The organism is Stenotrophomonas maltophilia, from assembly GCF_047782825.1.
Lineage (GTDB): Bacteria > Pseudomonadota > Gammaproteobacteria > Xanthomonadales > Xanthomonadaceae > Stenotrophomonas.
Genome location: NZ_CP180589.1, coordinates 2,145,989 through 2,167,478, shown reverse-complemented (window position 1 = coordinate 2,167,478; position 21,490 = coordinate 2,145,989). Strand labels below are relative to the sequence as shown.

General features: G+C 67.5%; 14 protein-coding genes, 2 tRNA genes and 1 other RNA gene. 12 read left to right on the top strand and 5 right to left on the bottom strand.

Annotation, left to right across the window (positions count from 1 at the left end):
* Positions 1-2: 2 nt before the first annotated feature.
* The 3 genes from ACM2ZB_RS10135 to dnaQ are packed head-to-tail and all read left to right on the top strand — an operon-like array spanning position 3 to position 1,845.
* A complete protein-coding gene (locus ACM2ZB_RS10135) occupies positions 3-647 on the top strand; it encodes a hypothetical protein (RefSeq protein ID WP_416058390.1) in 645 nt (214 codons plus the stop codon).
* A 12-nt stretch (positions 648-659) separates the two neighbouring features.
* Entirely contained in the window at positions 660-1,112 is a 453-nt protein-coding gene (rnhA, locus tag ACM2ZB_RS10130; protein WP_313434920.1) for a ribonuclease HI, read from the top strand.
* A gap of 4 nt (positions 1,113-1,116) precedes the next feature.
* Positions 1,117-1,845 (top strand): DNA polymerase III subunit epsilon, encoded by a 729-nt coding sequence (gene dnaQ, locus ACM2ZB_RS10125; RefSeq protein WP_416058389.1) that lies wholly within the window; start codon positions 1,117-1,119, stop codon positions 1,843-1,845.
* A gap of 289 nt (positions 1,846-2,134) precedes the next feature.
* Here dnaQ and ACM2ZB_RS10120 read toward each other — a convergent pair whose 3' ends face one another.
* Positions 2,135-2,839, bottom strand: coding sequence for a PP2C family protein-serine/threonine phosphatase (locus ACM2ZB_RS10120; protein WP_313434922.1), 705 nt, complete (start codon positions 2,837-2,839; stop codon positions 2,135-2,137).
* A gap of 166 nt (positions 2,840-3,005) precedes the next feature.
* On the opposite strand from ACM2ZB_RS10120, the gene ACM2ZB_RS10115 reads away from it, so the two are divergent.
* Positions 3,006-3,096: transfer RNA gene (locus ACM2ZB_RS10115), tRNA-Ser, on the top strand.
* A 259-nt stretch (positions 3,097-3,355) separates the two neighbouring features.
* Positions 3,356-3,742, top strand: coding sequence for a DUF6165 family protein (locus tag ACM2ZB_RS10110; protein WP_416058388.1), 387 nt, complete (start codon positions 3,356-3,358; stop codon positions 3,740-3,742).
* Between the two features lie 51 nt (positions 3,743-3,793).
* Here ACM2ZB_RS10110 and ACM2ZB_RS10105 read toward each other — a convergent pair whose 3' ends face one another.
* On the bottom strand, positions 3,794-4,840 hold the full coding sequence (locus ACM2ZB_RS10105; RefSeq protein ID WP_416058387.1) for a glycosyltransferase family 9 protein: 1,047 nt from the start codon (positions 4,838-4,840) through the stop codon (positions 3,794-3,796).
* Positions 4,841-4,861: 21 nt separating this feature from the next.
* On the opposite strand from ACM2ZB_RS10105, the gene ACM2ZB_RS10100 reads away from it, so the two are divergent.
* Genes ACM2ZB_RS10100 through ACM2ZB_RS10090 form a run of 3 tightly spaced genes read left to right on the top strand, consistent with a single transcriptional unit; the run spans position 4,862 to position 6,764 of the window.
* Positions 4,862-5,611 carry a 3-deoxy-D-manno-octulosonic acid kinase gene (locus tag ACM2ZB_RS10100; RefSeq protein WP_416058386.1) on the top strand — a complete coding sequence of 250 codons (750 nt, stop codon included), beginning with the start codon at positions 4,862-4,864 and terminating at the stop codon, positions 5,609-5,611.
* Entirely contained in the window at positions 5,611-6,378 is a 768-nt protein-coding gene (locus ACM2ZB_RS10095; RefSeq protein ID WP_313434927.1) for an MBL fold metallo-hydrolase, read from the top strand. The genes ACM2ZB_RS10100 and ACM2ZB_RS10095 overlap by 1 nt, the downstream gene beginning before the upstream one ends.
* Complete coding sequence (locus ACM2ZB_RS10090; RefSeq protein ID WP_416058385.1) at positions 6,375-6,764, top strand: DUF4440 domain-containing protein; 390 nt, start codon at positions 6,375-6,377, stop codon at positions 6,762-6,764. Before ACM2ZB_RS10095 ends, ACM2ZB_RS10090 begins: the two co-directional genes overlap by 4 nt.
* Before the next feature lie 64 nt (positions 6,765-6,828).
* Here the strand turns inward: ACM2ZB_RS10090 and ffs are convergent.
* Positions 6,829-6,925: signal recognition particle sRNA small type (gene ffs, locus ACM2ZB_RS10085), an RNA gene on the bottom strand.
* A gap of 301 nt (positions 6,926-7,226) precedes the next feature.
* On the opposite strand from ffs, the gene ACM2ZB_RS10080 reads away from it, so the two are divergent.
* The 3 genes from ACM2ZB_RS10080 to ACM2ZB_RS10070 all read left to right on the top strand — a co-directional run bounded on the left by ACM2ZB_RS10080 (position 7,227) and on the right by ACM2ZB_RS10070 (position 17,720).
* Positions 7,227-7,544 carry a DMT family transporter gene (locus ACM2ZB_RS10080; RefSeq protein WP_416058384.1) on the top strand — a complete coding sequence of 106 codons (318 nt, stop codon included), beginning with the start codon at positions 7,227-7,229 and terminating at the stop codon, positions 7,542-7,544.
* A 368-nt stretch (positions 7,545-7,912) separates the two neighbouring features.
* The gene (locus ACM2ZB_RS10075; RefSeq protein ID WP_416058383.1) at positions 7,913-17,155 is read left to right on the top strand and encodes an autotransporter-associated beta strand repeat-containing protein; all 9,243 of its coding nucleotides are present in this window, start codon (positions 7,913-7,915) and stop codon (positions 17,153-17,155) included.
* A gap of 148 nt (positions 17,156-17,303) precedes the next feature.
* Positions 17,304-17,720: a DUF3592 domain-containing protein gene (locus ACM2ZB_RS10070; RefSeq protein WP_416058382.1), complete on the top strand. Its 417-nt coding sequence runs from the start codon at positions 17,304-17,306 to the stop codon at positions 17,718-17,720.
* Between the two features lie 21 nt (positions 17,721-17,741).
* Here ACM2ZB_RS10070 and ACM2ZB_RS10065 read toward each other — a convergent pair whose 3' ends face one another.
* Complete coding sequence (locus ACM2ZB_RS10065; RefSeq protein ID WP_416058381.1) at positions 17,742-18,890, bottom strand: DUF3667 domain-containing protein; 1,149 nt, start codon at positions 18,888-18,890, stop codon at positions 17,742-17,744.
* A gap of 278 nt (positions 18,891-19,168) precedes the next feature.
* Positions 19,169-19,261 (bottom strand) — tRNA-Ser (locus ACM2ZB_RS10060).
* Positions 19,262-19,406: 145 nt separating this feature from the next.
* Between ACM2ZB_RS10060 and dnaX the strand changes: the two genes are divergently transcribed.
* Positions 19,407-21,485 carry a DNA polymerase III subunit gamma/tau gene (gene dnaX / locus ACM2ZB_RS10055; protein ID WP_416058540.1) on the top strand — a complete coding sequence of 693 codons (2,079 nt, stop codon included), beginning with the start codon at positions 19,407-19,409 and terminating at the stop codon, positions 21,483-21,485.
* Positions 21,486-21,490 lie beyond the last annotated feature (5 nt).

The following is a 21,490-nucleotide window of genomic DNA, read 5'->3' as shown; positions in this document are numbered from 1 at the left end:
CCATGCCCGTGCTGCAGAGCCACCGTCAAGCGAGCCTGGTGCCGTGGTTCGACAGCGAGCCGGCGGCGGCGTTGCGCGTGCTGGAGCGCCAGCTGCTGCTGCCGCAGCTGGCGGTACTGCCGGCCCAGCCCTGGTTGTGGATCGCACCCACTGCAGCCTGGATGCAGGACGCGCAATTGGGCGGGCGCGGCCTGCGCCTGTACCGTGACGGCCGCGGCTATGCCGGCGATACCCGTTGCGCGCTGCCCCTGCCGCTGGCCAATGAGAGCGTCAATGCCATCGTGCTGCAGCATGTGACGGCCGCCGATGCCGACCACCTGCTGGACGAATGCGAGCGGGTGCTGATGCCCGGCGGCCACCTCTGGCTGAGCAGCCTCAACCCGTTCAGCCCCTACCGCACGCGCTGGCGCCAGCACGGGCTGGTGGTGCGCACTCCGCAGCGGCTGCGCCAGCTGCTGGGCCGGCATGGCCTGGAGTGCGAGGACATGCGTTACCTGGGCCCGCTGTGGCAGGGGGGCGGCAGCCGCCGCCGCGCCGGCTGGGCGCCGCTGCGCGCGGCCTGCCTGTTCCATGCCGAGAAACGAACACTGGCCCTGCCCGGGCCGACCCCGCTGCCTGTGCGCTGGCACGGCACCGTTGCTACCTGATCTGGAGTTGTATTGAAAACCATCGAAATCCACACCGACGGTTCCTGCCTCGGCAATCCCGGCCCCGGTGGCTGGGCCGCCCTGCTGCGCTACAAGGGGCACGAGCGCGAACTGAGTGGCGGCGAAGCGCACACCACCAACAACCGGATGGAGCTGATGGCGGCCATTTCGGGGCTGGAGACGCTCACCGAGCCGTGCAACATCGTGCTCTATACCGATTCGCAGTACGTCCGCCAGGGCCTGACCCAGTGGATGCCGGGGTGGATCCGCAAGAACTGGAAGACCGCTGGCGGTGACCCGGTGAAGAACCGCGAGCTGTGGGAACGCCTGCATGCGGCCACGCTGCGGCACCAGATCGACTGGCGCTGGGTGAAGGGCCATTCCGGTGATCCGGACAATGAGCGTGTCGATACCCTGGCCCGCGACGCGGCCACGCGGATCCGCGACTCCAGCCCGGTAAACTGAGCCCATGCGTCAGATCATCCTCGATACCGAAACCACCGGCCTGGAGTGGAGAAAGGGCAACCGCATCGTCGAAATCGGCTGCGTTGAGCTCTTCAAGCGCCGCCCGACCGGCAACAACTACCACCAGTACATCAAGCCGGACTGCGAATTCGAACAGGGCGCGCAGGAAGTCACCGGCCTGACCCTGGAGTTCCTGGACGACAAGCCGGACTTCGCGCAGATCGCCGAGGAGTTCCTGGCGTTCATCGATGGCGCCGAGCTGATCATCCACAACGCGGCGTTCGACCTGGGCTTCCTCGACAACGAGCTGTCCCTGCTGGGGCCGCAGTACGGGAAGATCACCGACCGCTGCACGGTGATCGATACCCTGGCGATGGCGCGCGAGCGCTTCCCGGGCCAGCGCAACTCGCTGGACGCGCTGTGCAAGCGGCTGGGCGTGGACAACTCGCACCGTGCGCTGCACGGCGGCCTGCTCGATGCGCAGATTCTGGGCGATGTCTACATCGCGCTGACCTCGGGCCAGGAAGAGATCGGCTTCGGCCTGGAAGACGAAGGTGGCGGCGCCGGGGCGGCGATGCTGGCCTTCGATACCAGTGCATTGCTGCCGCGCCCGCGCGTGGTGGCCACGCCATCGGAACAGGAAGCGCACAGCGCGCGCCTGGAGCGTCTGCGCAAGAAGGCCGGCCACGCGCTGTGGGATGGCCCGAAGGTGGAAGAAGCCGCGAGCGCGTAAGCGATCGGTTGCGGTAGTGCCGGCCGCTGGCCGGCATCCACGATGCGTCATCCACGCATGGCGTGGATCTACTGTAGAGCCGAGCCCATGCTCGGCTCCATGATCAATGGCAGCGCATCAGGATCACCGTGATGTTGTCCGATGACGCGCCAGCGCATTCGCGCTGACGCCCCACAATCTGCGCTGCAGATCGTGGGCCCCGTCTCATCACCACCCACACCCCCGCCGCTTCGCGCCCGCCCCCTGACTCAGGGGGCTCTCCTCCAGACGCTGCGTGCGTGCGTCAGGCTCAATGGCAGCGCACCAGGATCACCGTGATGTTGTCCGAACCGCCGCCGTCCAATGCCGAGGCGACCAGGCTGTCCACGCATTCCTGCGCGCTGGCGTCATCGTAGGCCAGGGTGCGGGCGATGTCGCGATCGTCCACTTCCTCGGTCAGCCCGTCGCTGCACAACAGCAGCTGCATGCCCGGGCGCAGTTCACCGCTGGTAGTGGCCACGTTCAGATGGTTGGGGTCGGTCACGCCCAATGCCTGGGTCACCACGTTGCGGTGCGGATGCGCGCGCGCCTGCTCGGCGGTCAGGTTGCCCTGCGCGACCAGTTCCTGCACCACGCTGTGGTCCTGGCTGAGCTGGGCCAGCTGGCCGTTGCGCCACAGATACGCACGGCTGTCGCCCACCCAGGCTACTTCGTAGCGGTTGCCCTGCACCCGCGCGGCAACCACCGTGGTGCCCATCGGCAGGGTGTCGTTGCGGCGGCGCGATGCGCGGATGATCTCTTCGTCGGCGGTGCGGATGGCCTGGGCCAGCGGCGCGCCGCGGCGGATCTCGCGCACGATGGTCTCGCGCGCCAGCGCGCTGGCCACCTCGCCACAGGCGTGCCCACCCATGCCGTCGGCCACCAGCCACAGGGACAGTTCGCCGTCACCGTAGTAGGTGTCTTCGTTGAGCTCGCGGCGCAGGCCGGGGTGGGTGAGATGTCCGAATTCGATCATGGTGGTTGCTGGACGGGGTAATGCCGGGGAGAACGGCATCATCACGGCCAAGCGGACATCCGGCAAGGCGTTCAGTCAGAAATATTTCACATCAAGCGCGGGAATGGCTTGTGGTCTGCCGCGCTTCCTCGTATGATGCGCGTCCCCGGTTCGCCGGGGACCATCTGGAGAGGTGGCAGAGCGGTTGAATGTACCTGACTCGAAATCAGGCAGGCGTTTATAGCGCCTCGGGGGTTCGAATCCCCCCCTCTCCGCCAGATTAAAAAAAACGGGCTGCCTCAGGGCGGCCCGTTCTTTTTTATCTGGCGTGGGACGCGAAGCGCGCTTTGCGCGCTTCGCCCCATGCGTTGCTGCGCAACGAATGGGCCCCTCCCTTTGCCTGCCTCTCCCCGCCCCTGTCGGGGCAGCCCCTCAACAGAGGGGCTTGTTCCACCCGAAGCGCCATCGGGTTGCTGTCACGCAGGAACAGCGTCTTCGCTGCGGTTACCATGTGCCATTACCTGCTGGAGCGCCCCCATGACCGCTGAAATCATCGTGCCCGTTTCCTTCGGCGAACTGCTGGACAAGATCTCGATCCTGCAGATCAAGTCCGAGCGGATCAGTGACGAGGGCAAGCTGGCCAATGTGCGCCGCGAGCTGTCCGCGCTGGATACCACCTGGATGGCGCACCCGGCGGCGGTGAAGGATGTCGCCAAGCTGCGTGCGGAGCTGAAGGCGGTCAACGAGCAGCTGTGGGACATCGAGGATGCGGTGCGCCTGAAGGAGAAGGCGCAGGCCTTCGACCAGGAGTTCGTCGATCTGGCCCGCAGCGTCTACCTGCGCAACGACGAGCGCGCGCGCATCAAGAAGGCGATCAACCTGGCGCTGGGCTCGGCGTACGTGGAAGAGAAGTCGTACAAATAAACCCACGCCCTGCGTGGAGGGTGCGGGCCCCAGGCGGCCCGCACCGATCGCTCAGCCGAGGTGATCGGCCACGTAGCGTTCAAAGGCGGCAATGCCGTCCTCGACGGTGATCAGTTCCATCACGTCGTCGAACTCGATCTTGGTGCCCCACTTCAGGTCGGCGGCGGTCTTGCCCAGGTACTTGCGCGCGGCATCGTCGTAGCGGTCCACGCAGTAGCGGCGGTCGGAATAGGGGCCGCTGCGGTGCGGATTGCTGGCCGCGTGCAGGCCCAGCACCTTGGCGCCCATGGCGTTGGCGATGTGCATCGGGCCCGAATCGGGGGTCATCACCAGATTGGCGCGCGCCAGCAGGGCCGGCAGCTGCTTCAACGTGTCCTTGCCGACCAGGTCCAGCGCCGGCGTTGCCAGCTGGGCCTGGATGGCATCGGCCATGCTGCGCTCCAGTTCGCTGCGGCCACCGCACAGTACCACCTGCCAGCCGCGCGCAGTGGCATGGCTGGCCACCGCCGCGTAGCGGTCGGCGTACCAGTTGCGCAGCACGTGACTGGAGCAGGGCGAGATCATCAGCACCGGGCGGCCATCTTCGGGCCACTGCGCGGCCGCCCACTCGTACGCGGACTGCGGCACGGCCAGATCCCAGCTGACCTCGGTCTGGCGCAGGCCCAGCGGCTCGCAGAAGCTGCCGATGGCATCGAGCACGTGGATGCCCGGGCGATCGGGGATGCGCTCGTTGATGAAGAGCCCGTGCAGGTCCTTGGAGCGGCTGCGGTCGTAGCCGATGCGCCGCTCGGCCGGAATGAAGGCCGACAGCAGGTTCGCGCGGAACGCCACCTGCATCTGCAGCAGCGCTTCGAAGCGCCCCGGCGGCAGCTGCTTGCGCAGTTCCTTGACCCCGGCCATGCCGGTCTTCTTGTCGTAGGCGTGGAAGATCACCCCCGGCAGGCCATCAAGCAGTTTCTGCCCGACCTTGTCGATGATCCAGTGGATCGGCGTGTCCGGGCGCGCAGCCTGCAGGGTGCGCACCAGGGGGACGACATGGGTGACATCCCCCAGGGCGGACAGGCGCAGGAGGCACAAGGAAGAGGACGCTGATGCCATGTGTTGTTAGACTCAATGGGAATGGTCGTATTTGACGCCAATGAAGCGCTGACGCCATGCCGCGAGGGTCGCGGCATCGGAGCCATTCTGTTCGACCGCGAGCGGCTGCGGCAAGCCGAGATCGGCCTGTTCTCGCCCCAGCACTGGGGCAGCCGGGCGCGACCGGTGGGCGAGGGCGGCCGTGGCAGCGCCTGGTTCGTCGATGCCTCCTTCGGTCCCGGGGTGCTGCGCCACTACCTGCGCGGCGGCCTGGCGGCCAAGCTGAGCCACGACCAGTACATCTGGCGCGGCTCGGACCGGACCCGCAGTTTCGCCGAGTTCCGGCTGATGCGGGCCCTGCGCGCGCAGAAGCTGCCGGTGCCCCGGCCGATCGCCGCCTTCTACATGCGTGAAGGGCTGCGCTACCGCGCGGCGATCCTGATGGAGCGCATCGAGGGCGTCCGTTCGCTGGCCGACCGCGCGCTGGTGGCCGGGCGGGGGGCGCCGTGGGAAGAGGCGGGCCGCCTGATTGCCCGCTTCCACCGGGCCGGGCTGGACCATGCCGACCTCAACGCGCACAACATCCTGTTCGATGGCAACGGCCATGGCTGGCTGATTGATTTCGACCGCGGGGTGATCCGCATCCCGGCTACCGCCTGGCGCGAGCGCAACCTCAAGCGCCTGCTGCGTTCGCTGGTCAAGCTGCGCGGCGAGCGCAGCGTGGAAGATGTGCAGAAAGATTACGCGCGGCTGCGCCGTGCCTATGACATGGCCTGGAACCGGGGCACCTGATGGACTGGTCGTTGCGTTTCCTCGGCGTCGGCAATGCGTCGGCGGTCGAGCTGGGGTCGCCCATGTCGGTGATCGAGCGTGATGGCCGGCCGTGGCTGACCATCGACTGCGGCGGCGAAGGCCTGACCGCGTTCAAGGCCCACTACGGGCATCTGCCGCAGGCGCTGTTCGTCACCCATGTACACCTGGACCATGTGGCCGGCTTCGAGCGGCTGTTCGTGGATACCTATTTCAGCGCCCAGCGGCGCGGCAAGGTGCGGTTGTACGTGCCGGCCACGGTGGTGCCGCTGCTGCACCGGCGTATTGGCGATTACCCCAACGTGCTTGCCGAGGGCGGCGCCAACTTCTGGGATGCCTTCCAGCTGATCGTGGTGGGGGATGCGTTCTGGCATGAAGGCGTGCGCCTGGAAGTGTTCCCGGCCCGCCACCACTGGCCGGAGACCGCCTACGGCCTGCGCCTGCAGGGCGCGCTGACCTGGAGCGGCGATACCCGCCCGATTCCGGAGATGCTGGCGCGCTTTGCCAATGACAATGAACTGATCGCCCACGACTGCGGCCTGCACGGCAACCCGTCGCACACAGGTGTGGATGATCTGGAGCGCGAATACAGCGCCGAACTGCAGTCGCGGATGATGCTCTACCACTACGCCAGCGTGGCCGATGGCCAGGCGCTGGCCGCTCGTGGCCATCGCGTGGCCCAGCCGGGGCAGTGCGTGCCATTGGCGACCCCGACCGCGCCGCACGTGCTGGCGCAGGACCCGCCGTGAACGTTTCCGGCCAGCCCGCCGATGCGGCGCTGGCTGCCGAACTTGAACAACTGGAACGCGCGCTGCACACCCCGCAGGTGCGCGGTGATCGTGCGCGGCTGGCGGAGCTGCTGGACGAGGATTTCAGCGAGATCGGCAGTTCGGGCCAGTGCTACGGCCGTGTGGCCGCGCTGGCGGAGATTCCGCTGGAACGGGCGCAGGTCCAGATCGAATCAGAGCAGTATCGGGTGGCGCTGCTGACGCAGGAGCTCGTCCAGGTGCGTTACCGCAGCCGCTACCACCTCGATGGCCAGCCGCAGCGCTGGGTGCTGCGCAGTTCGCTGTGGCGCCGGCATGCGCACGGTTGGCGTGTGGTGTTCCACCAGGGCACGCCGGAAGCGCGGTAGCGCGGTAGCGCCGGGCCATGCCCGGCGAAGAGCGCCGCAGAGGGCTCACCGCAAAAAGGCGGTGGCCCCGCCGGCTGACCTCGGCGCCCGCGTCGATCGATACCGTTGCTGCCTTCCGGCCCTGGCGGGATTTTCGACCTAGCGTCGCGAGGGGCCGACGGGGCCACCATAGAGACGTTGGCCGCCCGAGGGCAGCCGGTTCGCGGATCAGGGGAAGCAGCGCGTCACGCGCCAGAGACCACAGCCGGACTGCGCACCGGGCTGGCCGATGGCAGACGCGCATTCTAGCGCACGCGCACGCTTGGACGCCAGCCTAATGCGATGAATCCGCTGTAACCCGTGCACTGGCGGCACGGCCGGCGCGTGCCCCCGTTGCTAGAATGCGGCCGCAGGAGGAACGACCTCCCCCACATCGGGAATCAATGACCAGGACGGCCTGGCCCTACCAAGAGGAGGGCCGTCATGGCCTGGATCTATCTGTTGTTCGCCGGCCTGCTGGAAATTGTCTGGGCCGTGTCCATGAAGCAGTCCGAAGGCTTCAGCAAGCTCACCCCCACGGTGGTCACCATCCTCGGCATGATCGCCAGTTTCTGGCTGCTGGCCGTGGCCATGCGCACGCTGCCGCTGGGCACCGCCTATACGATCTGGACCGGCATCGGTGCGGTTGGCGCATTCGTGGTCGGCATTATCTTCCTGGGCGAGCAGGTCAGTGCGATGCGCATCGCTGCTGCCGTGCTGATCGTTTCCGGCCTGGTGCTGATGAAACTCTCGAGCAGCTGAGTCTGCCGTGCAGTTGGCGGAAACATGGACGTTTCCGCAGCTGGCTCGATTAACGATGCACATATTCGGCAAATGTGTGAAATCGCGGGATTTATTTGACGGGCATCATAAAAATAACGTGCCGGATTCACGTGATGGTTGCGGACGCGCACGCAGAGTGCAGCCATTCGCCATGCGGAACCGGGGAGTTTTCGCACGGTGGACACCCAGGGGCACGTTGCTCCTGCAGGGTTTTCGTGTGAAGGCGTGACGTTCGATCCAATGCTGCAGGGTATGTCTTGTTCCCGCCCGGAACAGGACGGGCGGCCTTCACCTTGAAAAACCCATGAAACCCGTTGTGTGACCGGTCAAATCATGGAGATTCATAGATGAACCGCATTTACCGTCTGGTTTTCAATCGCGCCCTTGGCGTCATGCAGGTGGCTTCGGAAGTGGCGCGGAATCCAGCGGGAGGTGCGCGGTCCAGCACCGGCCGGGTAATCCGAATCCAGCAGTTGTCGTTGGCATTGGCGGCTACGCTGGCCAGTGGTTCGGCCTTCGCGTTGTGCACCACGGCCGGCACCGTCATTACCTGCGCGCCTGGCGCTGCCGGCGGGATCAATTCATCGATCAACGGCGTCACCTTGAATATCCAGCCCACTGCGCAGGTCTCGTCGCTGCTGGGCAGCCCGGTGATCCTCAACGGCACTGGCATCACGGTAAACAACCAGGGCACGGTCGACCCACAGCTGCTGCTGGGCGTGGGCGTACTCGGCGCGGGCATGACCCTGGGCAATGGCAGCACGACGGCTAACACCATTACGGTGAACAACCAGACCGGCGGCATCATCCGCGGTTCGACCACGGTGCTCGGGCTGCTGGGGCTGGATGGCCAGGCCATCCTTGCCCAGAACTACACCGGCGGCACCACCACCATCAACAACGACGCGGCCATCGGCATGAATGCCCCGGTGGGCATCACCCTGTCCGATGCGCCGGTCATCGTCAGCTATGGTGGCGCGCGCACGGTGCTGACCAATTCGACGACCGGTAACATCACCGGCCGCGTGGCGTTCGCTCCCTCGCTCGGCGCGACCGGCAACAGCGTGCTCAATGCGGGCACGATCAGCGGCAGCGTGCACCTGGGCAATTCGGTGCCGGGCAATACCTACACCGCGGTCTCCGGTTCCAGCGTTGCCAGCACCGGCACTGGTGTCGGTGTGTCACTCGGCGCAGTGGGCCTGAACATCAATCTGGCCGCCGCCGGCCAGGTCAACGGCGGCGACGGGACCAGTGATCGACTGGTCCTGCAGAACATTGCTGCCGGCCCCGGTTCGGGCACCGGCGGGGCGGTGACTACCATCGCCTGGCCCAACTTCGTGGGCTTCGAAGGGCTGACCGTCAACAGTGGCACCTGGAACCTGCAGGGCGCGTGGAACGGCACATCGGCCACCCTGGTCGACGGCCTGGTCAACTTCAACAACAACGCCTCGCTCGGTACAGGGCCGGTGACGGCCTCAGGCGGCGCGCTGGCAGCCTCGGGCAGCAGCCTGACCCTGGGCAATGCCTTCGGTCTCACCAGCGGGCGGCTGACGCTGGGCGGTACCAACGCGTTCGGTCTGGGTGGGGTGCTGTCCGGTGCGGGTGGCCTGACCGTCAACAACACCGGCGTGGTGACCCTGTCCGGTGCCAATACGTTCCAGGGCGGCGTCAACCTCAATGCCGGTGGTTTGCTGCTCGGCAACGCCAATGCGCTGGGAACCGGAACGCTGGCGGTCGGCGGCTCGGCCAGCCTGGACACGCAGGGCGCGTACACGCTGATCAATCCGATCACCATTGCCACGGGCAATACCCTGACCCTGGGCGGCAGCCAGGCGCTGACGCTCACCGGTGCCGTGACCGGGGCGGGCAACCTGACCAAGAACGGCACCGGCCTGCTGACCCTGGGCGGCGGCTATGCACTGGGCGGCAACCTGACTGTAGGCGGCGGCGGTGTAGCGCTCGGTGCCGGCGCCAGCCTGTCGCCGACCAGTGCGCTGAACATCGCCACCGGCTCGACGCTGGACCTGTCCGCAGGCGCCAGCCAGACCGTCGGGTCGTTGGCGGGCCTGGGTGGCACCTTGAGCCTGGGGGGCAACGCACTGACCTTCGGCGGACTGAACACCAGCAATTCCTTTGCCGGAACCATCGCCGGCAGTGGTGGCCGCCTGGTGAAGGTGGGCAGTGGCATCCAGACCCTCACCGGTAACAACACGTTTACTGGCGGCGTGGCGCTCAATGCAGGCGGCCTGCTGCTGGGCAACAACAACGCGCTGGGTACGGGCCCGCTCAGTGTAGGTGGCGAAGTCACGCTGGATGGCACCGCGCCGCTCACCCTGGGCAACAGCATCGCGCTGGGCGCGGGCGGCTCGCTGGGGCTGGTCGGCGGGCAACCGCTGGTGCTCAATGGGGTGATTTCCGGCACCGGCAACCTGATCAAGAACGGCGCATCGCTGCTGACCTTGAATGGCGCCAATACGTTCGGTGGTGGCGTGGTCGTCAACGGTGGCGGATTGTTGCTGGGCAACAACACCGCGCTGGGCAACGGCGCGTTGACCATCAACACCGCCGCCACGCTCGATGCCACTGCTGCGCTGGCGGTGACCAACAACATCAACCTGGCTTCAGGTGCCTCGCTCAACGTGCTGGGCGGCCAGCCGCTGACCCTTGGCGGCGTGCTGGAAGGCAATGGCAGCCTGATCAAGAGTGGTGCCTCGACACTGACGCTGACCGGTGCCAATACTTTCACCGGTGGCCTGAACATCGCCGGCGGCACCGTGGCGATGGGCAGTGGCGGTCGCCTGGCTGAAACCGGCGCGGTCAGCCTGAGCGGCGCCGGCGCGGCGCTGGACCTGACCCTGGGCGGCAACCAGACCATCGGTGCGCTGTCCGGTGTGGTGGGTACCAACGTGGTGCTGGGGGCCAACACGCTCACCTTTGGTGATGCAACCAACCAGAGTTTCGCCGGCGTGATCAGTGGCACCGGCGGCCTGGTCAAGAACGGCGCCGGTGTGCAGACGCTGACCGGTGCCAACACCTTCAGTGGCGGCCTGGCGATCAATGCCGGTGGCCTGGTGCTGGGCAACAGCGGTGCGATCGGCACCGGCGCGTTGAGTGTCAATGGCGCGGCCACCCTGGCCGGCACCACGGCGCTCACCCTGGCCAACAACGTGAACCTCAATGCGGCGCTTACCCTGCAGGGGGGCCAGAACCTGACGCTGGGCGGTGTCATCGGCGGCACCGGCAGCCTGACCACCAATGGCGTTCCGCAGCTGACCCTGACCGGCAACAACACCTTCAGTGGTGGCCTCAACCTCAACGGTGGCAGCCTGCTGCTGGGCAGCAGCGCGTCGGCCGGCACCGGCGGATTGAACATCGGCGGTGCGGTACTGCTGGATGGCTCGAGCGCGCTCAGCCTGGCCAACACGGTTGCACTGGGCAGCGGGGCCACGCTCACGCTGGCCGGTAGCCAGAACGTGACGCTGGGCGGCGTGGTGAGTGGTGCCGGCAGCCTGGTGAAGAACGGTGCCACCGTGCTGACCCTCAACGGGGCCAATACCTTCGGTGGCGGGCTGACCCTCAACGCCGGCAGCCTGGTGCTGGGCAACAGTGGCGCACTGGGTACCGGCGCATTGTCGGTGGGCGGCAGCGCCAGCCTGGACGGCACGGTTCCGCTGGTGCTGGGCAATGCGGTCAACCTGGGCAGCGGCGCAGCGCTGACACTGACCGGCAGCAATGCGCTCAGCCTGGGCGGCCAGATCAGCGGTGCCGGCGCGCTGGTGAAAAACGGCGCGGGGCTGCTCACGCTCAATGGCGCAAACGGATTCACTGGCGGGGTGACCTTGAATGCCGGCGGCCTGGTGCTGGGCAACAGCGGCGCGCTGGGCACCGGCGCGCTGGCGTTGGGGGGCAGTGCGACGCTCGACAACAGCGCAGCGTTGAACCTGGCCAACAACATCGGCCTGGGCGCGGGCAGCACGCTGGCCCTGCAGGGCAGCAATGCGCTGACACTGGGGGGTGTGCTGTCCGGCACCGGTGCATTGACCAAGAACGGCGCTGCCGGACTGACACTGACCGGTGCGAATACCTATACCGGCGGCACCACCATCAACGGTGGCGTGCTGTCGCTGGGCGCGGGTGGCAGCCTGGCCACCAGCGGCGGCGTCACCCTGGGCGTGGCCGGTGCCGGCTTCGATATTTCCGGTGCCAGCAGCAACCAGACCATTGGCAGCTTCAACGGTGTCGCTGGAACCACGGTGGCGCTGGGTGGTAACTCGCTTACCTTCGGCGGTGCAGCCAACGGCGTATTCGATGGCGCAATCAGTGGCGGCGGCGGACTGATCAAGGTCGGCAGCGGCGTGCAGACCCTGTCCGGCGCCAGCAGCTTCAATGGTGGTGTGGTCCTCAATGCCGGTGGCCTGGTGCTGGGCAACGATGCTGCGATCGGCAGCGGTGCGCTCACCGTCGGCGGCGCATCGAGCCTGGATACCAGCGGGCTGGTCACCCTGGCCAACAACATCGTGCTCAATGCCGGGCTGAACGTGCTGGGCAGCAACGACCTGATCCTCAATGGCGTGATTTCCGGCAGTGGCAGCCTGATCAAGGACGGTGCGTCGACGCTGACCTTGAACGGCACCAACACCTATACCGGTGGCACCAACGTCAATGCGGGCACGCTGGCGCTGGGGGGCGGCGCCAGCCTGGCCTCGACCGGCGTGGTCAACCTGGCCAGCGGCGCGACGCTGGATCTGTCGGCCGGCAACGGCACGCAGATCTTCGGCACGCTGACCGGCAGCGGCACCGTCAACCTGGGTGCCAATTCCATTGAAGTGGGTGGCCCGACCAACGGTGTCTTCAGTGGTTCGATTGCCGGTACCGGTGGCCTGGTCAAGGTGGGTACGGGTACTGAAACCCTGACCGGCACCAATACCTATACCGGTGGCACCCTCATCAATGCCGGCATCCTGGCCATCGGTGCCGGTGGCAGCCTGGCCGCAAGTGGTGCGGTCAACCTGGCGGCCGCAGGTACCGGTTTCGATATTGCCGGTGGTGGCAACCAGAGCATCGGTCTGCTCAATGGCGTGGCCGGCAGCACGGTTGCGCTGGGAGGCAACACGCTCACCCTCGGTGGCGTCGGCAACGGCGTGTATGACGGCGTGATCGCCGGAACCGGCGGACTGGTCAAGAATGGCGCGGGCATCCAGACCCTGGGCGGTGCCAGCACCTTCAGCGGTGGCGTGGCGCTCAATGCCGGTGGGCTGCTGCTGGGCAATGATGGTGCGCTGGGTACCGGCGCGCTGACGGTGGGCGGCAACGCCACGCTGGACAGCACCGCAGGCATCAACGTGGGCAACGACATCGGTCTGGTGGCGGGCGCGGCACTGGACGTGCTGGGCAGCAATGCGATGACGCTGGGCGGGGTGATCAGTGGCGGCGGCGCGTTGATCAAGGATGGTGCGGCCACGCTCACCCTGACCGGGGCCAACAGCTTCAGCGGCGGGACCACCATCAACAATGGCACGCTGGCCATCGGCGCCGGCGGCAGCCTGGCCTCGACCGGTGCGGTGAACCTGGCCGGTGCCGGCACGCTGGACATTTCCGCAGGTGGCAACCAGAGCATCGGTTCGCTGGCGGGCGTGGCCGGCAGCACGGTGGCGCTGGGTGGCAGCACGCTCACCCTGGGCGGTACCACCGACAGCACCTTCGACGGCACCCTCGGTGGCGCCGGTGGGCTGATCAAGAACGGCAGTGGGGTGCAGACCCTCAACGGGGCCAGCACCTTCGGCGGTGGCGTGACCCTCAACGCCGGTGGACTGGTGGTGGGCAACAACGCCGCGCTGGGTACTGGTGTGCTGACCGTTGGCGGCGCCTCGACGCTGGACGCGGGCACCGCGGTCACCCTGGCCAACAACGTGGTGCTCAATGCCGGGCTGAGCGTACTTGGCAACAATGACATCACCCTCAACGGCAACATCAGCGGTACCGGCAGCCTGACCAAGGACGGTGTGGCGACGCTGGTACTGAACGGGACCAACACCTATACCGGCGGGACCTTCATCAACGAAGGCACGCTGGCACTGGGTGCTGGCGCCAGCCTGGCGGCGTCGGGCATCGTCAACCTGGCCACCGGGGCAACGTTCGATCTGTCCGCCGGCAATGGCACCCAGCAGTTCGGCACGCTCATCGGCAACGGCACGGTCAACCTGGGCGCGAACACGCTGACCATCGGTGATGCCAGCAACGGCACCTTCAGTGGTTCGATCGGCGGCACCGGTGGCCTGGTCAAGGTCGGCACCGGCACCGAAACCCTTACCGGTACCAACACCTTCACCGGCGGCACCACCATCAACGCCGGCACACTGGCGATCGGTCCCGGTGGCAGCCTGGCGGCGACCGGCGCGGTCACCCTGGCCAACGCCGGCACGATCTTCGACATCACCGCTGCCGGCAACCAGCAGATCGGTACCCTGGCCGGCGTGGCCGGCAGCACGGTCAGCCTGGGCGGCAGCACGCTGACCACCAATGCCGGGGCCAACAGCACCTTCGCCGGTGATCTGACCGGCACCGGCGGCCTGGTGAAGAACGGTGCCGGTGTGTTGACCCTGAGCGGCAACAACAGCTTCGGCGGTGGCGTGGGTCTCAATGCCGGCGGCCTGGTGCTGGGCAACAACGGTGCGCTCGGCACGGGTGCACTGACCGTGGGTGGTGATGCCACGCTGGATGCTGCCTCGGCGGTGACGGTAGGCAACAACGTGCAGCTCGGCGCCGGCACGCTCACCCTGCTGGGCAGCACGGCGCTGACCCTGGACGGCGACATCGCCGGCGCGGGCGGCCTGCTGAAGGAGGGTGGGGCGACGGTGACGCTGGGCGGTACCAGCAGCTACACCGGCGCGACCACCGTCAACAGCGGCACCCTGGCGGTGGGCGCGGCGGGCAACCTGTCGGCGGCCAGTACGGTCAACCTGGCCGGTCCGGCGACACTGGACCTGAGCGCTGCCGGCAACCAGAACATCGGCGGCCTGGCCGGCGTCACCGGCTCCACGGTCAGCCTCGGCGCGGGCACGCTGACCACCGGCGGCAACAATGCCAGCACCACCTTCGGCGGCACGATCAGTGGCGGTGGCGGGCTGGTGCAGGGCGGTACCGGCACGCTGACGCTGACCGGCACCAACACCTACACCGGCGGCACCACCATCAACGGCGGCAGTACGCTGCAGCTTGGCAACGGGGGCAGCACCGGCAGCATCGCCGGCGACGTGCTCAACGATGGCGCGCTGGTGGTGAACCTGTCCTCGGCCAGCACGCTGGGCGGCACGATCAGCGGCGCGGGCGGGCTGACCCAGGCCGGCGGTGGCACCCTCACCGTGACCGGCAACAACACCTATACCGGCACCACCACCATCAACGGTGGCAGTACCCTGCAGGTGGGCAATGGTGGCGCCAGCGGTGCGATCGCCGGCGACATCAGCAACAACGGCAGCCTGGTCTACAACGTGGGGGGCAACACCACCGTCGGCGGCACCATCAGCGGCAGCGGCGGCCTGACCCAGGCCGGCAGCGGCACGCTCACCCTGACCGGCAACAACGGCTACACCGGCGGCACCACCATCAACAGCGGTGGCACCCTGCAGATCGGCAACGGCGGCACCAGCGGCGCGATCACCGGCAACGTCAGCAACAACGGCAGCCTGGTGTTCGATGTGGGCGGTGACACCGCCGTTGGTGGCACCATCAGCGGCAGTGGCGGCCTGACCCAGGCCGGCACCGGCACACTGACCCTGACCGGCAACAACACCTATACCGGCGGCACCACCATCAACGCCGGCGGCACCGTACATGTCGGCAACGGTGGGGCCAGCGGTGCGATCGGCGGCGACATCACCAACAACGGTGGCCTGGTGATCAACACCAGCGGCAGCACCACGCTGGGCGGCACGATCAGCGGTGGCGGCAGCATCGTGCAGTCTGGCCCGGGCACTCTCACTCTGGGGGGCAACAGCGGTGGCTTCACCGGTACCGGCCAGGTCACCGGTGGTGGGCTGAATGTCACAGGCAACATCGGCGGCCAGTGGAATATCGGCAGCGGCAACACGCTGTCGGGTACCGGCACGGTGGGCGGTACCGGGGGCGGGGTCACCGTTGCCACGGGCGGTACGCTGTCGCCGGGCAATGGACCGGGCAACAGCAGTGGCACGGGCAATGGCGTGGGAACCATCACCATCGGTGGCAACCTGACCCTGTCACCGGGCAGCACGCTGGGCGTGGATCTGGGCGCCGGTGGCAGCGATACCGTGCAGGTGGGCGGCACGGCCAACATCGGGGGTGCCACCGTGGTGGTCAACGGCATCGATCCGCGCACCAGCTATCAGCTGGGCAAGCGCTACGCGATCCTCAACGCCAGCGGCGGGGTCACAGGCCAGTTCACTCCGCCCACGACCACCTCGGCCTTCCTGTCGCTGACGCCGGTGTATTCGGCCAATGCCGCGCAGCTGGAGATCGACGTGGCGCAGACCGCCGACTTCGTCAGCGTTGCGCGGACCCGCAATGAGCTGGGCGTGGCCTCGGCGCTGGACAGCCTGCCGCAGACCGGCGATGCGCTGGCGCTGTACAACACCCTGCTGGGCTATGACGCCGACACCGCACGCGAAGCGTTCACCCAGTTGTCCGGCGAAACGCATGCGGCGACCCGCGCGGTGCTGCTGCGTGACAGCTACCTGGAAGAAGGCATCCGCCAGCGCCTGGGCAATGAACTGCCCAGCGTTCGTGGCCAGCGCGCGTCGGCCTGGCTGGCCGGCAGTGGCAAGGTGTCGCGCCAGGATGGCGATGGCAATGGCGATGAAATCCGCAACAACCGCAACGCCGCCATGGCGGGCGTCGACTGGAACCTGGGCGACCACGCGGTGATCGGCGTGGCCGCGGGCAGCGAGCGGATGGATACGCGCCTGTACGATCGCGATTCGCGCGCCAAGACCCGCGGCAATACCTACGGCGTCTATGCGCAGGGCCAATGGAATGCCTTCAGCGTGGGTGGCAGCGTATCGCGCGGTGACTACCGTACGCGCACCACCCGCGAGGTGCCGCTGCTGCAGCAGACGCTGTACAGCCGACAGGATGCCGACGTCACCATCGCCCAGGTCGAAGCCGCCTGGACCTGGGGCACGGGCCGTGCGCAGCTGCAGCCTTACGTGAACTTCAGCCGCCATTGGCTGGACAGCGACAGCGCGGTAGAGCAGGGCGGCAGCGCAGCGCTGGTGGTGGAAGGGGGCAAGCACACCTTGAACGTGAGCACCGTGGGCGTGCGCGGGCGCTGGGACGTGGGCAGCGGTGAACGCTTCCCGGCCCAGCTGACTGCGGGCGTGGGCTGGCAGCACACCACCGGCGATACCGATGTGGCCAGCCGCCAGCGCTTCGCTGTCGGTGGCGATGCGTTCGACGTGTACGGTGCGCGCTTTGCCCGCAACGCGGTGGTCAGCCAGCTGGGCGTGGCCGTGGGCCTGGGCCGCAGCAGCCAGCTGTCGCTGTTCGTGCAGGGCGAGCACGGCGATGGCCGCAGCGATATCGGTGGCCAGTTGAACCTGCGCGTCGGGTTCTGATGCAGGCAACGGCACTTCCTCGGGGCAGAACCTGAGGAGGTGCCGTGCATCGATGACTGGATTTCCTGGGGTCGCTGCCCGAACATGGCAGCGGGCGCGGCTGGTGGAGACTGGCCGCTGGATGCAGCACGCAGCAAGGATGCAATCAATGATGCAGGTCACTCCCGATTCCCGACCCACCGCCATCGCGCTGGGTCTCCTGTTCAGCCTGATCGGGCTGGTCAGCCTGGCGTTTTGCGGCAACGAGGTGAAATCGCGCATGGACTTCCTGCGCGTGGCGCAGGTCGCTGCCGGCCGGGTGGAGCACCTCAACGCAGGGGGTTCGCACCCGCAGGTGGGCTTCACCACGGCCGATGGCCAGCAGGTTTCCTACCCGCAGAACGGCCTGATCTTCGGCTACGAGAAGGGTGAAGCCGTGCGCGTGCTGTACCTGCCAGAGCGCGCGCAGGCCACCGCAGTGGTCGACAGCGCCGGCGCGTTGTGGGGCATGACCCTGCTGGGCGCGCTGCTGGGCGTGTTCTTCATCATGGGTGGCGTGCAGACCCTCAAGGGCAACCGGCGCTAGGCCACTGCGCAGGTGCCGGCATCAGGCCGAGATGCCGGCCAGCACCGCGTACATCACCACGAAGTTCACCAGCAGGAAGTACACGCCACCAATGCCGAAGTAGCGCAGCAGGGTCAGCACCTTGTTGCCGCCGTACACCCGCTGCTGCATCAACAGCAGGTAGACCGGAACGGACAGCCACAGCAGCGCATACAGCCACTGGCTGGCCAGGCTGAAGCCGGGTGAGGCGACGGCGCTGCTGACCGCGGCGATGACGAAGGTCACCAGCACCACCATCATCAACCAGCAGTGGCTGTACAGCGCCACCACCAGATGTTCCAGATAGCCCATCGCCCGCGGGATGTAGGCCACGCGCAGCACCAGCGCGAAGATCGGCATCAGGAAGAACAGCGCGCCGGGCAGTGCGGTCAGGATCGCCTGCATGTACAGATCGGTCTTGCCCCCCATGCGCTGGATGTTGACGTTGCCGTTCTGCAGGCGCCGGTTGAGCCAGTGGTTGGCGAACTGCGGCAGGCCGGCAAGTACGATGGGATTGGTATCCGCATCCCAGCGCTTGCCGTTGACGGTGTAGTCGAAGAAGGTGCCGTAGCCTTCCCTGGCGTCGGGCGTCGTTGCAGCAGTGCCGGCGCCAAGCTCGGCCCTGCGCTGCGCAGCGGCGGCATTCACCGCTGCCCTGGCCACGGCGAACCCCGCGCTGCCGCCTGTCGTTGCCTTGGCCTGCTGGTCGATCTGGGCCAGCTGCTGCGAGCGCGCCGCTTCGACCTGCTCGACCGTGGTGGCCTTGGCGAACGGCGAGTTGTTGCCACTGCCCACGCTGAAGTCGTCCACGTGCACGAACAGCTTGCCGATGAAGAAGGTGAAGAGGGTGAGGATCACGAACAGTCGCAACGGCTGCACATAACCCACCCGGCGGCCCTTGAGGTAGTTCGACGCAATGCGGCCCGGCACCCACAGATCGCGCAGCGTGCGGAAGATGCGCCCGTCCAGGTGCCAGAACGATTCGAAGACTTCCTCGATGGCATGGCCCACGTGCTTGAGCGGATTGTGCGAGGACTGCCCGCAGCGATGGCAGTAGTGGCCATGCAGGGCGGTATCGCAGTTTTCGCAGGCGCCATGCGCCGCGGATGCGGCCTCGGGCAGAACGGCGTGCACGCTGTCGGTCGAGCTCATGGGGCGAAGGGCCAGGCGAGGATGACGGCGCCTACGATAGCGATTTTTCAGGTTTTGTTCAGTTTTGAAATCCTGCGCGTCCTGTAGCGGCGGAATCATCCACGAGCAGCACGGATCCGATGCCGCATCTGGAGTAACAAGCCCCTCTGTTGAGGGGCTGCCCCGACAGGGGCGGGGAGAGGCCGGCAAGGTTTGGGGCGAAGCGCGCGCAGCGCACTTCGCGTCCCCCGCCAGATAAATAAAAAAGGCCGCCCGAAGGGCAGCCTTTTTTATTTATCTGGCGGAGAGAGGGGGATTCGAACCCCCGAAGCGCGGTTTAGACGCTTACACACTTTCCAGGCGTGCTCCTTCAACCACTCGGACACCTCTCCGGATCCCTGCCATCGGCAAACGCCTCAGCAGGGGCGCAGATTCTAGCGGGCGGCGCGGCAGTACACAAGCACCCCCAGTCATCGATGTGCAGCGGGCGTGCCGGAGGCGAGGGGGCTGGACAGGCATGGCACAATGGAACATCCGATGGAAGACGGTGGCCTGATGTCCTATCTCGTCCTTGCCCGCAAGTGGCGTCCGAAGCGTTTTGCCGAGCTGGTGGGCCAGGAACACGTGGTCCGTGCGCTCAGTAATGCGCTGGACAGTGGCCGGGTCCACCATGCGTTCCTGTTCACCGGTACGCGCGGCGTGGGCAAGACCACCATCGCGCGCATCTTCGCCAAATCGCTGAACTGCGAACAGGGCACCAGCGCCGACCCGTGCGGCCAGTGCGCGGCCTGCCTGGACATCGATGCTGGCCGTTACATCGACCTGCTGGAAATCGATGCCGCGTCCAACACCGGCGTGGATGATGTGCGCGAAGTGATCGAAAACGCCCAGTACATGCCCTCGCGTGGCAAGTACAAGGTCTACCTGATCGACGAAGTGCACATGCTGTCCAAGGCGGCGTTCAATGCGCTGCTGAAGACGCTGGAAGAGCCGCCGGAACACGTGAAGTTCCTGCTGGCCACCACCGATCCGCAGAAGCTGCCGGTCACCGTGCTCAGCCGCTGCCTGCAGTTCAACCTCAAGCGCCTGGATGAAGAGCAGATCCAGGGGCAGATGACCCGCATCCTGGCGGCTGAGGAGATCGAGGCCGACAGCACGGCCATCGTGCAGCTGGCCAAGGCCGCCGACGGCAGCCTGCGCGATGGCCTGTCGCTGCTGGACCAGGCGATTGCCTATGCCGGCGGTGCGCTGCGTGAGGACGTGGTGCGCACCATGCTGGGTACGGTCGACCGCACCCAGGTGGCGGCCATGCTGGATGCGCTGGCCGAGGGCGATGGCCCGCGCCTGCTGCAGGTGGTGGCCGCGCTGGCGGAATTCTCGCCGGACTGGAGTGGCGTGCTGGAAGCACTGGCCGAAGGCCTGCACCGTATCCAGGTGCAGCAGCTGGTGCCGGGGGCCGCTGCCGCTGCCGAAGGCCTGGATGCGGCGGCATTCGCCGAGCGCCTGCGCCCGGAAGTGGTGCAGCTCTGGTACCAGATGGCCCTGAACGGCCGCCGTGACCTGCCGCTGGCGCCGAGCCCACGCGCGGGCTTCGAGATGGCCGTGCTGCGCATGCTGGCCTTCCGGCCAGCCGCTGCGGTGCCGCCGGTGCCGAAGACGGTTGAAGCGGCTGCCGGCGGCATGCCGGGCGGCAACGCGACCGGGGGTGGCGCAGGCGCCGGTGGTCATGAGGCGGTGCCGGCAGCAGCGGCCAGTGCCGCGGCAGGCCCAGGGGCGGCCGAGGTGGCCACACCGGTGCAGGCGGCGCCGCGCGAGCCTGAACCCGAACCTGAGCCGGCCCCGCAACCCGAGCCGACGCCGGAACCTGAGCCTGAGCCGGTTCCGGTGGAAGAGCCCGCGTCACCGCCGCCGGTGAAGGCGGCGCCTGCGCCGCAGCCCGGCGAGGCTGCTGATACCGCCGGTGCCGATGACCTGCCGCCGTGGGCCACCGACGAGGCCGAGGCCCGCGATGTGGCGCTGGCAGCCGAGATCGCTACCCCGGATGCGGCCATGGTCGCGCCCTGGCATGAGCCGCCGGCGCCGGCTTCTGCCCCGGCTGCGCCGGAGCCGGAGCCGGAGCCGGAGCCGGAGCGCGCGTTCCGTGCCGAAGGCATCGCCATCGCTCCGCCCGAACCGGCCGCGCAGCGCGCGCCGGCGCCGCAGGAGGGCATCTCCGATCTGGCCACGGCTGAAGATTGGCTGGACCTGGTCGCCAACAGCGGCCTGAGTGGCCCGTCGCGGCAGCTGGCAGCCAATGCGGCCTTCATCAGTTGCCAGCACGGCACCTTGAAACTGGGCCTTTCGCCCGGATTTGAGTACCTGCGTTCCGAACGCGCGCTGTCCGCCCTGGGCGAGATGCTGGAAAAGGCCCTCGGCCAGGCACCGCGGATCGTGGTCGAGACGGTCGAGACCGAACACGTCCCGGCCGAGACCCTGCACCAGCGCGCCGACCGCCAGCGTGGCGAGCGCCAGCAGGTGGCGGAGGCTACCTTCATGGACGATCCGGAAGTCCAGCTGCTGATCCAGCAGCATGGCGCCCGGGTCGTTACCGATTCCATCCGTTCTTTTGACGAGTAAGACAC